The following is a 16,163-nucleotide window of genomic DNA, read 5'->3' as shown; positions in this document are numbered from 1 at the left end:
CCCTGTGCCGAGTCCCCGTCGGCACGGGACATCAAACCAAATCAAACCCCGTCAGCTCAGGCGCCAACTGCCGCTTGAACAGCAGCGCCTCATCCGCCCCCGGCGCCAACTCCAGGACGACGTGCGGCGCTCCACCAAGTTTTTTCGGCGGCGCCGAGGTTGTGGTGACGATGAACTGGAACGGCGCCATGCCACTCTCGCTGAGCTGCTCCGCCGCCTCGGCGGCTGCGAGGAAGAATTCGCGGTACAGGAGCTCGCTCATGTCCGCCTCTCTCGGGCAGTCATGGACGAGAAAGCCCGGGTGTTTGCTGGCCTTGGACACGGCGGAGTCGAGCAGGCAGACGATGTCGCCGAGCAGTACTTCCAGTACTTGGTAGGCCTCACCGCCGCGCGCTACTTCGAAGGGTCGAACCTCATGCCCCGGAATGAACCGCGCATATCCTGCCGCGCCGAGGAGCCTGGCTGATACGGTGGCCGTCAGGGCCTTAATGGCGTCGACTCTCGACGACTGCTGAGACCGTCGGCTGACCTCTGCCGCCCGCAGAGAGCCCAGCGCTGCTTCGAACTCCTGAAGCTGCTTCCGAGCCGCAACCAGCTCGGCTGTGTCACCGCCTTGGTTCCGTCGGGCGTGCTTCGCCTGAAGCTCATCCCAGGACTGCTTCAAGAGCGTCCGAGCGCTCTCGCTGGTGGCGATACGAACACGTAGTTGTCCAAGCTCGGTCTTCCTCCCGGAGATGCGTTTCGCGTGGTCGGCGACCTCCTGCATCGCACTGTCGAACTCGCGCTTCCGAGCTTCGTGGCGCTTGGCGAGTTCAGCCGCATTTGCCTTGACCTGCCGACCGTCTTGGAACCACGTCATATTGACCGCGCACTTGCGCTCTTGAATGTGATGACATGCGCTGAACTCCACATCCCCATGTTCGCACCGACTGCCGTCCAGCCCTTCCAGTTGCTCCCGCAGCTTGGTCAGCCGCGCAAAGTCGGCCTGGTTTGCGCTCACGAGGGACTTGGCGATTCCGGCGTCAAGCTCTGCTCGGTCGCGGGCCTTCGTCAGCTCATATAGGCGGACCTGCTCCATTGCGAGCGCCTCCTCCGCCTGCACCACTTCCATCTCCCATCTGCGCTCGTCCAATTCGGCTTTCTGCAGCGCCGCCTGAACACGAGACTCGACTGATTCGCCGACGGTGGTCGCGAAGACGGGCTCGTCCTCTTCAGCCCGCACCTTCTGGCGCAGTTGGCGGTCAGCATGGGCCAGAGCAAAGGCTGGTGCTCTCTCGAGCTCGGGGATGCGCTCCTTGCACTGGTCAACCTGCTTCTGCTTGGCCTCGATGTCACGCAGCAGGCGGTCCAGTTCCTGGTCTACCAAACCCAGCACGGAGCCGACCAGCAGCGGCGGGTCCCGCCGTGAGCGCTTGAAGCCCAGGCCTTCGCCCTCGCGCCAGTGGTAGAAGCCGTCGAAGCGGGTTCGCTGCTCCCGAATGCACCAAGCCAGCAGGTGACGCCACTCGAGCGCCTGATTCGTGCCGGGCAAGGTGGGGGCGGCAAGCTGGCCTATCGAGAACTGCTCCAGTGCGCGACCATAACCGTCGAAGTCGTTCGGCGCGGTGCCATCGAGCAACTGGTCCAGTGCGTCACACTGAGCGGCCATGGAGCGGCTGTGCGAACCATACGGCCGGAAGACGAGCCAGAAGGCACCATCCACATGGACCTTCGCCGCCACGCCGCCCTTGGGAAAGCTGCCTGCCGCCTTGCTCCGCAACGTGGCGATGGTCGGTGCATCGTCACCCAGCACGTACCTCAGCAACAGGCAAAGCGACGTCTTGCCCACGCCGTGGCCTGCGCTGGCCAGGCCAGAGGCATCATTCGAAGCGGACTCCTTGGCCCAGACGATGTTCAGCCCGGGATGCAGGTCGATGGTACGCGTGACGGCCAACGGCTCACGGGACTCGACGAACCAAACGGTTTCAACCCACAGCCTGGGCTGCGTGCGGACCGGCTTAATTGCCTTGAGCCAAGTTGACATAGCGTCCTCTCTTACTATGTGCCAGTGGCCTTAGAGCTTGCGGGCACGGTCGCGCTTCTCTCGGCTTCTGATGCCATGCGCCGGCTCTCTGCCAGCCACAGAAGCCGGGCAGTTTCGGGATGCTCTGGTAGTTGGATAACATCGCTAGGTGGCGCACCGGCGCCGCGCGCATAGAAGACCTCGCCACCCCGGGTTGAACGCACGAGCACATCAACGCCAACTAGGCGCTGCACGATGGGCAGGATGCGGCTCAGGAGTAGCGCCACGTCTGCAATTCCGAGTGAACCTTGCAGGGCCTTGAGGCGTGCACCGTCGACAGTTGCCAGATAGTTCGCTGCCGCGGCCAAAGTAGCCACCGCTGACTGGATGTCCGCCAGCGAACTGCCCCCCGTCCGCTCGACGACCAGTGCTATCACCAAGCCAGCCACGCGGCCTTCTTCGGCATTGCGAATCATCCCGAGCTCGGAGTACGACATTGGCACCGGCCGCGGCGCGGATGACACGCTGGCCTGCTCGTCCCACGCCTCCAGCACCAGCCTCCGCGTCCGGTATTCACCGTAGGCCCGAATTTCGCCGTCCTTCAGCACCCGGAAGGTCTCGCTGGGGTAGTCAGCGCCCATCACGTCTTTGGGGTCGAGGATGTAGCGCAGTTCGTCGCGGGTGAGGCCATAGAGGCGGGCGTAGTAGGCATCGAGTTCGGCGCGCAGTTGGGCGCGACGCTCGGTGTTCCAGGCGAAGGGCTGACCCTGCTCTGCGGCTGGGCGCGGGTCATAGGTGGCGAGGTCCTGGCCCCAAGCCTCCAGGTCGTTCGCGGTGTAGGTGAGTTCGAGGACGCGGGGGACGATGAAGGCGAAGTCTGCGTCAGAAAAGCGGTCTGGCGGAGGGACAGGAAACTGCTTGACGTATCCGAAGGTCATATTCGTCCCACCAAGCTTCTGACGAACGACATAGTCAAAGCTCAACGAGCCGAGTAGCCCAAGAAGACAGGCGCAGAGACCTGGTGACTGGTCACTCGCAACTAGCGGCATTGAGTGCCCCACAGCCACACGCGGCATGACCGAAGCGATATAACTGCGCTCGTCGGTGCTTCGGGCGATGTTCCGAAAGCCCATCAACCACCGTGGACTGCGCTGGTCCATCCAGACGTCGAGCAGCGTCCGCAAAGTATCCGCCAGTGATGCAGCTCGTAGCACCTCTGCCAAGGTCGTCAGTTCGTCGTCTGCCAAGCGGGCATCTTGGTTTTGCGTAGCCCACTTGGGGAACTCAGCTAAGGCCTTCTTGGTCGTCAAACCCTCGCCGCGTAGCACTTCGTTCAGGCGCGCGAATTGAGTCTTGAGTTGCGCCTCCGTAGGTGCGATGTGTGGCTGGGCCTGGCTCGGCGTCCACCCGTCGGGCGCGGGTGCAGCACCTGACGCACGATGGAACAACTCGCCAGCCACCCATTGCGCCAATGCCAGCAACAAGTCGCCTAACGCGGAATCCTGAGCGCTCGCATTCCCTGCCTCTCGCGCGGCGTGCAGTGCCAGCCAAGCTCGCGCAACGCGGGTTGGCACGCGGGCGATACGCGCCAACACCTCACGCTCGTCCACCCAGTACCGCGGGCGCACGGTGAAGGTGGGGTCTGCCTTCTGCTCGCCGCTCACGTCGTCAGTTTCCACTTCACCCGCCACTCCGTTGGCAGCCTCTACATAGGTCGCCCACCGGTGGTCGAACTGGTGAATCATCTTCGCCTCGTACAACGGCAAGCGGTCGGGCATGCTAGAGGCAGCGGGCCTATCAGCGAACAGGCCACTGTCGCCAGACATATGGAACATCGTCCGGAAGCGGATGCCCCACGGGTTCACGTCGGGCTGCTGCACCTCTCCATCGTCACCAATTACCTCCTCGTTGATTAGCACGGGCGCAGAGCGGTAAAACTTCTTGGTCAGCTCTGCGTCGCGCTCGCTGCGGAACACCGGGCAGGTTCGGGTATTCGGGTTGATGAGGGCAAACTCGTCCGACGTGAGTTGAAAGCGACGACGGGTGTCGTGAATTTGCTCTGGCTGACGCGCGAAGAAGACGAGCGAGGCAGGCCCACCAGAGGGCTGTCCCCCGAGTGTGAGAAGTGCGAAACGAAATGAGTGATGTACGGAAGGAAAGACGAACTCTTCGTTCTCCAGGCAGAGCAGGCTGCGCAAGAAGCCTCCCACTGCCAAGCGCTCGAAGTAGGCCTTAGTGGAGTCGTCTGTAGCAATGCCCGTTGGCACGATGAATCCAGCCCGTCCGCTTGGTGCTGTGCCTTGCAGGAACAGCTCGGAGAACATGGCGTATGTGTTGACGTCACCCACGCCGGTGAGCGGGTAGCGTCGGCTGTCGTGCGCGAAGAGGCTGGCCGCCTCGGCACCGCGGCGTGCGGCGATGAAGCTGGCGTACAGCGCCATTTCTGCGCGGTTGGGAGGAGTCAACCCCTCGGCACGCTCCAAGTCAGGATTCACGCGGTGCAGCAGCACGCCCTCGCGCAGCCACTCGATGCGCTGTGCGCGCTCGGCCTTGTTCTTGGCCATGGCCACAAGCGGGCTGCGGGTGGCGAAGAACTCTTCTTCCTGCAGCTTGATACGCTCCCAAGGCGGGTTGCCCAGCATAACGCTGAAGCCGCCCCTCGCGGCCACTTGCGGGAAGGCCAGCCACCAGTGGAAGACGCTGTGTTGGCGGCATAGAGCCTGAGCAACATTCTCAACCTCAGTTTTGGGGGCCTGACCACTCAGCACGCCCCACAGGTAGCCCGAAAGGGGAACAGTGTCACCAGCCCCGGCCAGCTTAGGCGCCAAGAAGGCAGCCACGTAGGTGTCTGCCAAACGGGCAAAGCTGCTGCGCTGCGCCTCAGTTTGCGCCGTTGTCCAGGCTTGGCGCTTCGCGGCCAGGTGCGCAGGGGTGTCGTCGTCCAAGGTGTCAACGCTCACGGCCCGCGTCGCCAGGCCAGCCTTGGTGAGCAGGTCGCCGCCAGCGATGGCACGCCAGCTCTTCAGGTCGGCCTTGTTCTGCTTCTTCAGCGCGCTGGCCATGGCCTTGTCGTCACCCGAGAGCGCGGTGTAGGCCTCGTCGGGAATGCCGTCCTCCAGCACCTTGGGGTCCAGCACACCCAGCAGCGCGTCGCCAACACGCAGGTGGTGGTCTACGAAGCTCAGTGGGCGGTCAGGCGAGTAGGCCTCCAGCCACAGCGCCGTCTTGGCCAGCTGGATGGCCATGGGGTTCTTGTCCACGCCGAAGATGCAGCGACCCACCACGTCACGAAGCGCATGACGATAGTCCGATGGCGTCGGGGCCCCACCTTCTCGTTCGGCCGCAGCGCGGTGCAGTGCTACCTCGTCGGCCAAGCGCCGCGCCGCCGACAGCAGGAAGTGGCCGCTGCCGCAGGCGGGGTCGCACACAGTCAGTGCCAGCAGCGCCTGCACTGGTTGCTCTGGGTTGGCCTTCACCGTCTGTGCGATGACGGGCTCTAGCGCGCTCTTGACAAGCTCCTGCACCAAGCTGTCCGGCGTGTAGTAACTGCCGGTGAGCTTGCGGGTGTTGCCCTTGGTGCTGGCGTCGCGCTCGTCGTCGCCGACGAAGGCCAGGCGAGCAGTGGCATGCGATGCCAGCCCTTGCAGGTCGGGAACCAGCTCCAGCAGGCTTTCGTAGACGCTGCCCAACTCCTCGGGGCCCATGTCGCGGTAGTTGACGCGCGAGAGCCCTCCGTCTGCGCGGAACCAGCCGAGCTGGAACACCGCGGCCAGCAGGTGGCGGTTGTTCAGTTGGGCTGAATCCAAGTACAGGCACTGCTCGGCATCAAACAGGCCGCCAAGCGCTGGTAGGCCCAGGGCGGGCTCACCGGTGCTCAAGGAACCGAAGGTGATGCTCAACGCCTGCCACAGGTCGGCATGGCGGTCGTGCTGGCTGCGGCGCACGGCGCGCTCGCGCAGCCAGGTGAGCGAGTAGCCGGACAGGTAGCGGTCCTTCGCCTCGTCGCTGGCATCGGGAGCGAAGACCAGACGTTCGCCCGTGCCACGGTCGCGTCGGTCTTCCACTGTGGCCAGGAAGATGAGGCGGTAGACCAGGCGCAGTAGTTCTTCAAAGAACGCCTGGCGGTCGTAGCCATCCTGCATGCTCTGCAGCGCGGCGCGCAAGGTGCCATTAGCCGGGTGGGACAGGAAGCCTGTCCCCAGCGCTCGGAGGGCCTCCGCCACCTGGTAACGCAGCTTGCCGCGCACGGTGACACCGGCCTGTTGGCCTGCGGCACGCCAACGTTCCCAGGGGCAGTCGGTGGGTGGTGTTTCGGCGGCGCCGAAACGTGAGGCGTGGGCCAGGAGCCAGAAGGCGCTGAAGTCGGGCAGAAGCTCTTCGGTGAACAGCGCCTCGAGGTCGACCTCGATGTAGGCCGGGCGCGTGAGGCTGGCGTTATCACGCAGGATGCGCAGCGTCAGGCCGTTGCTGACGATGGCCCACAGCGATGCATCGCTGGCGTTCAGCGTCTCCTGCGCAAGCATGAAGGGGCTGCGACGGCGGGTCTTGCCGGTATCAGGGTCGGTCTCGCCGAAGCGCTCGGCAGCGCTATCCAGCGGTTGGTCGAAGCCTGCGAAAACGAGCGGCACCCGCCCGCCGTTTCCCGCATGCCCGACGGCGTAGTGGTGGCCGGCATGCTGGATGGCCTGGCAGCGTGCAGCGTCATGGAAGTGCAGCACGTCGCGCAGCAGCGGCAGCAGCCACTCTCGGACGGTGACGTCGTGCGCTTGCACGTCCTTTCGCTGACGCAGGGACTGGAAATCATGCCAGAGGGTGAGCGCAATCTTGAAGTCGCGGGCGATTTCGTCGCGCAGTTTCAGGCCCTTGGCGATGCGGTACTGCGGCTCGGTCTGCTCGCTGGCCTTGGGGTCCGCCAGCAGAGTGAGGCGAGTCAGTTCCTCAGCGGGGAGCAGGCCGCCTTCGATGCGAATGGCGCGGTAGGCGAGCTGGTGGAGGGGCTTCTTGGCCATGGCGTCAGGCTCCCCTGGCGTTGGTGGTGGCTGCATCCGGCAGCAGCACGTACAGGCCCATCACGTCGACAGGCAGGCTGGCCGTGACTTGGTAGCTGCCGCGGCCTTCGGCCGCCTCGCGTACGCGGCGGTGGTCAGCCAGCAGCGCCTGGGCGCGAGCCTTGGCCATGGCCTCCAACTGGGGCCGCCAGCCAGGCAAGGCGTCGAGGGCCGTCTGCAGTTGACGGTCACGCAACGGTGCGGGCATGTTGCGGGTGGCTTCGGCGCCCAACAGTTGGCGGGTCATTTCGGAGGCCAGCTCGGTAAAGGGCTCGGAACCGCTGGCGGCCACGGCGACGGCTTCCTCGCACATCAGTAGCCGTGTCTGGCTGTCATGTGTGACGGTGAGCTGGTGACGGATGCGCAGCAGCAGCACGGTGGTCTTGAGCGACACGCCCTGCACGAAAGCAGCGCCGGCACGAGCGACCGCGGCGTCATCGGTGGAGGTGCTGGCATCGTCCAGTGCCTGCTCCAGCAGCGTGTCGGCCAGTACGGACACCAGCGGGTGCGTGCGGTGGACGAAGTTGGTGCCCTGGGCAGCGGGCTGGTGGAAGTCGATGCGCAGCGTGTTGGACAGGCCTTCGGCTGCGAGGCGCTCGCGCACGGCAGGCGGCAGGTGCTCGGTGAGCAGCTTGAAGTGCTGCTTCACCGGTTGCAGCGGTGCACCGAGCTGTGCTGCGGCACGGCTGACGAAACGTTTAACTTCAGCTTCGCCACCCAGCACGGTGGCAGACTTGCGCCACTCAGGCAGCACGTCTTCGGGCTTCAGGCGGCGCTGGGCAAAGATGCTGCGGTTTTGCTTGGCCTTCTCCTTGGCGCTCTGCCAGGCCAGGTCGATTTCGTTGGCCGCCTCGCCGAACAGGTCCAACTGAGATTGGGCGTTGAGATGGCCCTTGCGCAGCAGCACGGCGTTCATAAGCGCCTGGGTGAGCTTGCCCTCGTTGTCGGGCATGGGCACGAGAACGCCCAGCTCCTTGCGGATGCTCTCGGCCTTGCGCAGGATGACTTGCAGGACTGCGCCGTCGACGGGGTTATCTTCGCCGTACAGCATGGTGCTGCGCACCTCGCGCGCCTTCTGGCCGAAACGGTCCACGCGGCCTTCGCGCTGTTCGTGCCGGGTCGGGTTCCAGCTGAGGTCGTAGTGGACAACCGCAGTGAATAGGCCTTGCAGGTTGATACCCTCGGACAGGCAGTCCGTGGCCACCAGGACGCGGGACTCGCTCTCGCCAAGCTGGTCGACCGCCGCCTCCCTCTCGTCGGGCGTCAGCTCCCCGGTCACCGCCTTGATGTTGGCTGTCTTGAACTTCTCCTGCAGGGCTGCTGCGAGGTAGTGCGCCGTGGCGATGTAGCGGCAGAAGACGACGGGCTGGAAGCCCTCCTTTAGCAGCAGCGACACGTGTTCCTGCAGCTTGGCGAGCTTGGGGTCGCTCTGCTGGCCGGCCAGCGCCGCAGCGCTGGTCATCAACGCTTGCAGGCGCTGGCTGTCTTCGGTCTGGGCGCCGGGCTCCATGTCGTCGGGGGACAGTGCATCGTCGGTGCCGTCAAGCACGCGGTCGCTGGCCTGAGCCTCGAACTCCTCCAGGGACGTAGCTTCAGCCCCCTCCGCCTCAGGCAGCGCACCCTGCAGCCGGGTTCGCAGTGCGTTGACGGCCGCAGCGGGTGACGACGAGATGCAGCGCAGCAGGGCCAGCGCGGCCCACCAGTTCATGCGCTGCTCGCGCAGCGCCTGCCCTTCGGAGCGCTCGACCAGCTCCCGAGCGTAGGCCAGCACGTCGTTGAAGAGCTGGCCCCAAGCGCCAGTGAGCTTGTAGGTGATTTCGGCGGACTTGCGGTCCGGGAACATCGAGGTGTCCTGCCATTCGGCGATGTCAGGCCGACGGCGTTGGACGAAGTGGCGCGAAAGGTCTTCGCGCAGGTCGCTGCGCTGGCTAGCGGGCAGGTCTTTCAGCTGGGTAAATTCGGTGCGCAGCAGGCCCAGCAGGTTGAAGAACGCCTCCTCGTCGCCGCTGTGCGGCGTGGCCGTCAGCAGCACCAGGTGCCGCTTCGCGTCGGCCGCCAGGCCCTTGAGCAACTGGTAGCGCTGCTGACGGCCTTGGCCGGACTGGGTGCAGGTGTGGGCCTCGTCGACGATGACGAACTCTGGGCAGAAGCGCTGGAAGGCCTCGCGACGGCGCTCGGACTTGATGTAGTCCAGGCTCACCACCGTGTAGGGGTGAGCATGGAATACCGAAGTGCCGGGCGGCAGGTCGCGCTCCAGCCGGTCGGCGGTGTTGGAGCGCACCACAACGGCAGCAATGTGAAAGCGCTCGGCCAACTCGCGTTGCCACTGCTCGCACAGGTGCGGCGGGCACAGCACGGTCATGCGTTGGACCTCCCCCCGGTCGAGCAGCTCGCGGGCGATGAGTGCGCCTTCGATGGTCTTACCAATACCCACGTCGTCGGCCACCAGCAGGCGCACCACAGGCTGCTTCAGCGCCATCAGCAAGGGCACGAGTTGGTAGGCGCGCGGCTCGACGGCGATATTGCCGAAGCTGCGGAAGGGGCCAGCGCCGCTGCGCAGCTTGAGCTGCAGGGCATCCAAGAGCAGTTGGCTGGCAGAGTGGTTGCGCGCCTGGGCGACGGAGGGCCAGGGAAAGGTCGCTGGCTGCACAGGCTGGCGTTCCAGCGGCAGATAGATGAGCGTCTCATCGCGCTCGCCTCCACCCAATGGGCGCAACCTCAGGGTCTGTTGGTCAGACTCTGGCAGGACAATCCACTCGCGGCCGCGGGCCTCAACTAGACTGCCCGGAAGAAATTCCGGTATCGGAGCGTTCATATTTTGCAGGCCTTGCCTGGACCAAAGAGGTCGGCGTTGTTCTTGAAGATATCGGGCCATTGGGCCTGTTCTTTCGGGAAGCGCACCACCAGATAGCCCAGTTCGTCGAGAGTTCGGTCGATGGCCGCATCAGCGGCACGCTGGGTTTCGGTTTCGTGATATGGGCCGTCGATAAAGACGGCGAGGTTCAGGTCGTCGTAGAAGAAGTCGGCGCAGGCATTGGCGTCGGCGATAGTGTGCTGGCCGCGGTCGGGCTTGCGGTACCCATGGTCGTTGACATGGCCCAGCCAGGCTTGCTCCAGCGTGCTGCCGGCCGTCCGGGCGAGCTCGGCGTCGTGTTCCTGCGGGGCCCGACCGTGCGTGCCCTGGTGAGCCCGAGCGGCCGTTAGACGACAGAGGATGTCCAGCAAGAGCCCGTCAGCGTTCTTGTCCTTTCGGTCGATTAGAGTGTGGTCAGGCTGGTTGTAGTAAGAGAGCAGGCAGCGGTAGCAGCCAGCTTCGCACAGCGGCTTGCCAGCATGGTCCAGCTCTTCGGTCACCTTCTTCCTGGCCCATGGCTGGCCAGCGGGCGGTGCCACGAAGTGCATGATTTCCAGTGCCTTGGCTGCGACGGCGGACAGAGCCTCAGGTTCAGTGGCCAGGCGTGTGAGCACGCCAGCGCCACCCTCGGCAGCCTCGAATAGCAGGATGGACTGGCGGCTATCACGCGTGGGTAGTGGCTCGGCCATCAACTCGCTTTCCTCGAGCTGGTAGACCGCTTCGATACCGCGCTTAAGCGCGTACTGCAGGGTGGTTAGAGTCTCAGCCGCAAGCTCGCCAAAGCGGTTGTGCGGCCTTACGATGAGGATGTTCCGGCGGTCTTCGACGTAGGGCACGATGCGCTGCGGCGGAGTCTTGTCAGGTGGTGCCTCGCCCTCTTGCTCAGTCACTCCGTTGCCATCGTCGACGCCGCCAACCCAGTGGCCGGTTACAGGGTTCATCATGAAGCCTTGGATTGACTTCTCCTTGCGGCGTCGCCAGCCAAAGTTCATCCGCCAGACCGTGGCAGCGGGACCGTACTGCATCTCAAGCAGAGGCCCCTGGCTATCTTCAACGACCGTAGTGACCATCTGCAGCTTGCCTTCGGCCTCGGCAAATTGCAGGGTGGTCTGCATCTCGTACCCCTGCCTCACTCGCTCTTCTTCGTTGGCGGTAATGCGCTCAGCCCGCTTGGTGGAAACGTTCTCGATGCGGTAAAGATTCTTGACGTCCTTAGCTCCCGAGAGCGAGGCTCCACAAGAGACGCAGCGGTCTGAATCCCGCTGGGACCGGAAGTGGCCATAACCGCAGGCCGGACACAGGCGTGCGACTTCGGTCGGCAGCTTTGCGCCTTGGGTTACTTGGTCCTGGCCCGTGATGGTCAGCAGCGCCTTGGTCACGCGGTATTGGCTGCCCTCGTGGTAGATGAGGCTATAGGGGCCGAACTCACCCAGCGCCAAGAAGCGTGGGCGAGACAGGAAGCTCTCGCGGCCGATGGAGCCGCGGCGTGCAGGTAGGTAGGCCAGCAGTGGCAGGCGCGGGAAGTTATAGCCTGGTAGGAAGCCCTGGGAGGCCAGGTAGCGATAGGTGTAGAAGTCGGAGTTGAAGGCGCTGTCGCCGGCTAGTAATAGGTCACGCTGCTTGCGGGCCTCATTGTGGCGCTGCTGGGCTTCGCGACGCTCGCGCTCGCTGGCTGCCGGGTTGTTCTCTATTTTGAAGTTCAGCTCGATGGCTTGCGCCGTCGCACGGTAGAGGTCGCGCCAGCGTTGCAGTGCGCCGTCGAATTCGTGATACGCACGCTGGAAAACGGATTCAGCCCAGTGCTCGCTGTACCACGGAGCGTTTTGGGGCGTGAGCTCGGAGGCCAACATGCCCAAAACCTTGAGGCCGCGCTGGTGGGCTCGCTTCTTGGCTTCCGGCTTGTCGAGGTCTGCCGTCATTTCTTCAGTGACTGGCAACGCCTCCGGCTGGTTCATATCCAGCAAGTCACGCACGCTGTTGCCCAGGCGCTTGCCTGTCTCAGCGAGCCAGATAGCATGCATGTGACTCTTCACCAGTTCCAGATTGGCCAGGTCCAGGGTTGGAGCATTGACCTGGCCATGCACCATGCGGACGGGGTCTCGGAAGTAGTATTGGTCGTGCGGGCTCTGCGACGCACAATACGTGATGACCAGAGCAGGCTGCCCGGCTCGCCCCGCACGTCCGCTACGCTGCGCGTAGTTGGCCGGTGTTGGCGGTACGTTGCGCATGTAGACGGTATTCAGCGAGGAGATGTCAACGCCCAGCTCCATGGTCGGCGAGCAGAACAGCACGGGCAGCCATTCCAGCTCAACGCCGTTCTTCTTGCGGAACTCATCGCGGTCCTTATCCGTGTAGCGGAAACGGGCTTCGCGCTCGAGCCGGTCGTCTTGCTCGACCTGGGCCGTGTGCTCGCGAGCTTCGAAATCGAAGAGCTGGTGCACCGGATTTGCCAATAGACCGGCGATGTTACGGTAGAGGGTACGGAAAAACTCGTTGTCTTCGGCTTGACGCAGGCTCTGGCCCGAACCTGGCTCCCACAGCAGCGCGGTACCGTTGAGCTGCCAGCCGGTTAGGCCGACATCCGTTTCTTCGCGCTTAACCAGACCGTAGGACTCGGCAGCCTTGAGCAACGCCGAGATGACATCCGGGTAGGTTTGGTCATTGATGTGCTTGTAGAACGGATTACCGCCGCCCCATGTGCTGCCTTGGCGCAGCAGCCTCCCTAGGCGAGAGCGACTCGAACCGATGACCAGAAAATCTTCCAGTTGCAACCGACGCCCACGGCGGTCGGTCTCTTCGCTCGGACGCGAGGTGACGAACCATCGCGCCGGAACTGGTCGCTCATCCTCGGTGAATCCCCAAGGTTCGCATAGGTTGGCGTAGCTCTGCGTACGCAACTGCTCGAGCTCGGTACGGTCAAGGTAGCGCGTGGCGATGCAAAGCCCCTGGCGCATGAAGTCGAACAACGCGCGCAGAACCAAGGTCCGCTCAGCGGGCGTGGCCGCCTGCAAGACTTGGGGTGCCTCGGCCCATTCTGTAGCGTCGGCAGCCAGGTCTTCGATGTCCTGGTAGCCAATGCGGACTAGCCCCAGCTGTTCAAGGTTGGGGTTGTTGTATCGCCAGCCGCGCCTTAAGTCGAAGTAGGTCCGATAGCCCAGAATGCCTCTCATGGCCTCCTGTACCTGCCGGCGCGTGTTGCCCTTGACCTCGGGCTGTTGCATGTATTCCGCTCGCACAGCCGGGTCATCGCGTTGAAATCCCAAGGCTTCGAAGACCGCGCTGGCGACTTCGCGCTCGGAAAGAGCCTGACCGCCGTCCTTATTCACGGCCGACAGCAGCGCCGCGCGGGTCAGCAGCACTTGCAAGAAGTCGTTGAAGTGCCCCGCCTGCAGTGCGGCGTCTTGCCGGTTGTCGGAGAAACCCAAGACCTTCTTGGCCTCGGAGGAAAGCTGCTGGTCCTGCTCGTACAAATAGCGCAGTGCCGACAGCGTAAGCATCGTCGTGGCTGAGCTACGACCTTCACCTGATAAGGAGGTCAACCGCAGTGCGTCCTTGCCGGATGAGGTGTGCGAGATGCCACATGCCAGGCAAAAGCGGAAGGCGCCGGGAATGAACCATGCCTGCAAACCCTTGTCGGTAGCCGTAATCCCGTCGGGTCGAACCTTGACAGCTTGCGGCGCGAACTTGCGCTGGGCCGATTTGATGCGCCACTCCCCATCAACCCGCTCTTCCAGCCACGTTTCAGGGTAGCGTTCAATTACCTCCGGTTCCCACAGGCCGCGGCCGTCGGGCATCAGGAATCCAAACTTGACCGCGTCGTCGTCGTGCTGTCGCTCGTCGATGCTGCGAACCGCAAATCCTCGGCCTTCTGGGCCTTCGGTGTCCCAGACGGGGATGTATTCCTGGCCGCAGTCGCGGCAGAAATGTACGTGGAAGTACCGCCGCTGCCGGTCGTCATCACCGGAGACGAACTGCTGGCCGTCCAGCGTAATGGCTCGGTTTCCTGCTGCCTCGAGTGTCGTGTATACCTTTCCACCCCCAGCGATGAACTGGTGCAGCTTGAACGCAAAGAGACTTTTGCCAGTCTCGTTCGTGACTGCGTAGGCGCGCAGCATGAACTGTTGCAGATAGGTCAGGCAGCTCTCGATGGGTTCGCCAGAGGCTTCGTGCAGCCGCTGCGATGCATCTGCCAGCGTGCGCGGACGTGCACGACGCGGCTTGTCGTCCTCGTATGTCAGGCCCAGGGTAAGCTCGACCCACACCGACATCGGATGGGCGGCCATGGCGTCATAGCTGAGGTCCGTCGGTACGCCAGCTCGGATGGCGTCCCTCAGTTTGTTCCTCACGGTTTCGAGCGTCTGACTCTCGGGCGTCGTGCGGCGAAGTGTCTCGGTAATGATATTTCGGTCCGAGATTGCTGTGCCGAACAGCCTCCGGGCCACCTTCGCCACTACGGCGTTGCGCTCCATCTGTGTGCCTTCGGACGCCATGGTGGCCGAAGTGCCAACGCAAATGAGTTCTTCAGACAACGCCTCGCGCACGCGCCTTACCAGCAATGCTACGTCTGCACCTTGGCGCCCCCGGTATGTGTGCAATTCATCCAGAACGAGGAAGCGCAAGCCTTGAGCATTACGCATTACGGCTTTGTCAATATCATTCTGCCTGGTCATTAGTAACTCAAGCATCATGAAATTTGTTAGCAGTATGTCTGGGGGGCGTGCGGCCATAGCTTGCCGCTCTTCGTCCGACTCCTGTCCCGTATATCGACCAAAAGAAACTGCTCGCGTGGACGCGTCTGACCCTAAGAATTTCTTCAACTCCTCAAGCTGGGAGTTGGCCAGTGCGTTCATCGGGTAGATAACTATCGCACGCGTACGCGGGGTCGGGTCCGCGCGTTTTGCCTTCAGGCAAGCATCGACGATAGGGATGAAATAGCTGAGTGACTTACCCGAGCCAGTGCCAGTTGTTAGAACATAGCTCTCACCCGCCAAGGCCAAACTGATGGCTTCAGCCTGGTGCTTGTGCAGCGGTAGCGTTACCCCGGTGGATGTTGCGGATTTTCCTAGCCTGAAGATGCTCGAACATTCTGGGCTCAACTGTCCCGCGCGCACGAGGTCATCTACCGTCCCTCCGGACCGGTAGGTGGGGTTAATTTGAATTAAGGGTTCAGGCCAATAGCGTTGACTTTCGTACTCACGGTCAACATGTGCCCGAATATCGTCTGAGCGTATACGAGTGAAGCTGCGGGTGAACTCTCTATATTCGGCAACGATGTGCTCGCGAAACTGAAAAACGTCCACCTTTCCCTTCCTCTAGTTGCCGTTTTCGCCCAGATGAGCGCCCAAGTGACCGACCATAGAGCGTTAACTGAACGCTCGTTATGACTACGCAAAGCTGGAACAATCCAGCGCGTGCCCTCTATATATCGGGGCGGTCGCCTTCAATCGGCTTTGGCGCATTGCGACAGCCCGCTTACGTTTTGAAAAACCTGAAGGATAGTACCGCGCCAGCGCAGAAGGGGGTAGGCACTCAACGAATTCAGTGTTAACGGAGCGAAATTTCGGAGAACACCGGCTCTTCTGCACAAGTTCTCCAGACAGCGCTGGATGTGAACGCTGGCCGGCCTGTGCTCGTTGCTTCGGCCTGTGGCGCCCTAACAATGACGGTCTCTGCATACGCATGATGCTTCTAGCCCTCCATCGTTCCGTAGGGCACTACAACACAATTCGCGCTGGCTCCGCAGCTTGCCATCGACCAACGCGGGTCGAAAGCAGTTTCTGCGGCGGAATGCTTCGAGGTGGCAAGGTGCGAGGAAAATAGTAGGCAATGACCACCTCCCTGGCTGCCCATTGTGTGTAGCGCCATGCGGTGCCAATAGGACTTCACCAGGGAGCAACGACGGTCGCTAAAGGGTGATGAGCCCCACGCGGGCGCGCCTCTTCGCGCTATCTTTGGGCTTGTATATTTTTTCTTTTAATTTTTAGCGCGCCATTTTTTTCAGAAATCCCTTGGGAATTCAGCCTTTTTTGCCTGAGTCATAGCGACAAGTCCCCGCATTTAGGCCGCAGGTCCCCTTTGGGTAGCGACCAGTCCCTCAGAAGAGCCGCCACGAGTCCCCCGCTATGCTGCCCTTGCGCCCGTTGTGTGTCGTAGGGAAATGACCCCTCATTCCTATACTCAAGCCGGCCAGGCCTTAGCGGCAGGCGACCACTAGGAATAGATTGAATGAGCCGGTCGTCCGTCTCCTACTTCCTGCCAT

4 protein-coding genes are annotated in these 16,163 nt (G+C 63.0%); all 4 read right to left on the bottom strand.

Annotated elements, in window-relative coordinates; translation table 11 throughout:
• Positions 1-31 precede the first annotated feature (31 nt).
• The 4 genes from CEK29_RS21135 to CEK29_RS21120 are packed head-to-tail and all read right to left on the bottom strand — an operon-like array spanning position 32 to position 15,204.
• Positions 32-2,023, bottom strand: coding sequence for a hypothetical protein (locus tag CEK29_RS21135; RefSeq protein ID WP_094859258.1), 1,992 nt, complete (start codon positions 2,021-2,023; stop codon positions 32-34).
• Between the two features lie 14 nt (positions 2,024-2,037).
• Entirely contained in the window at positions 2,038-7,011 is a 4,974-nt protein-coding gene (locus tag CEK29_RS21130; protein ID WP_141218374.1) for an Eco57I restriction-modification methylase domain-containing protein, read from the bottom strand.
• Positions 7,012-7,015: 4 nt separating this feature from the next.
• Positions 7,016-9,865, bottom strand: coding sequence for a helicase-related protein (locus tag CEK29_RS21125; protein WP_094859257.1), 2,850 nt, complete (start codon positions 9,863-9,865; stop codon positions 7,016-7,018).
• Positions 9,862-15,204 (bottom strand): DEAD/DEAH box helicase, encoded by a 5,343-nt coding sequence (locus CEK29_RS21120; RefSeq protein ID WP_094859256.1) that lies wholly within the window; start codon positions 15,202-15,204, stop codon positions 9,862-9,864. Before CEK29_RS21120 ends, CEK29_RS21125 begins: the two co-directional genes overlap by 4 nt.
• Between the last annotated feature and the right edge of the window lie 959 nt (positions 15,205-16,163).

The organism is Bordetella genomosp. 5, assembly GCF_002261475.1.
Taxonomy (GTDB): Bacteria; Pseudomonadota; Gammaproteobacteria; order Burkholderiales; family Burkholderiaceae_B; genus Bordetella.
Note: the sequence above shows the minus strand (reverse complement) of the source record. Positions and strands in the feature narration are given on the sequence as shown.